The sequence below is a fragment of the Brevibacterium sp. ACRRH genome (genome assembly GCF_022346365.1).
Lineage (GTDB): Bacteria > Actinomycetota > Actinomycetes > Actinomycetales > Brevibacteriaceae > Brevibacterium > Brevibacterium paucivorans.
Genome location: NZ_JAKRMN010000021.1, coordinates 1 through 563 on the forward strand (window position 1 = coordinate 1; position 563 = coordinate 563).

Annotated in this window: 1 protein-coding gene and 1 rRNA gene; one reads left to right on the forward strand and one right to left on the reverse strand. The window is 52.0% G+C overall.

What is annotated here, in order from left to right; all coding sequences use genetic code 11:
• Window positions 1-214 (forward strand): 16S ribosomal RNA (locus tag MHX53_RS11480); the annotation flags it as partial.
• On the opposite strand, the gene MHX53_RS11485 is transcribed toward MHX53_RS11480, so the two are convergent.
• On the reverse strand, window positions 204-563 hold a 360-nt coding region (locus MHX53_RS11485; protein WP_239272784.1), incomplete at its 5' end, for a hypothetical protein. The genes MHX53_RS11480 and MHX53_RS11485 overlap by 11 nt on opposite strands.

Genomic DNA, 563 nt, shown 5'->3' on the forward strand with positions numbered 1-563 from the left:
GAAGTCGGAGTCGCTAGTAATCGCAGATCAGCAATGCTGCGGTGAATACGTTCCCGGGCCTTGTACACACCGCCCGTCAAGTCACGAAAGTCGGTAACACCCGAAGCCGGTGGCCTAACCCGTGTGGGGGGAGCCGTCGAAGGTGGGACTGGTGATTGGGACTAAGTCGTAACAAGGTAGCCGTACCGGAAGGTGCGGCTGGATCACCTCCTTTCTAAGGAGCAACCACCCGTTGTTGGGTGGGTAAACCATACGTTGTGTGTGGTGCTTATTTTTGGGTGGAACGTCACAAAAACTCTCATGATGCGCCTGTGTGGTGTGTTGTGTGCGTGTGTTGTGTGCTCTTTGGATGGGGTGCATGGTGCATGGGTGGGCACGTTGTTGGGTTGTGGGGGAACAGACTGTTGTGTGGTTCTTTCTTGTTGTTGTTTTTGTTTGTGAATAGTGGACGCGAGCATCTGATGAATGATCGTCGTGATTGTTTGTTGTTGTGTGTTATCTGGTTTGCTGCACGTTTTAAGTGTGGTGAGTGTGTAAGAGCGCATGGTGGATGCCTTGGTGTA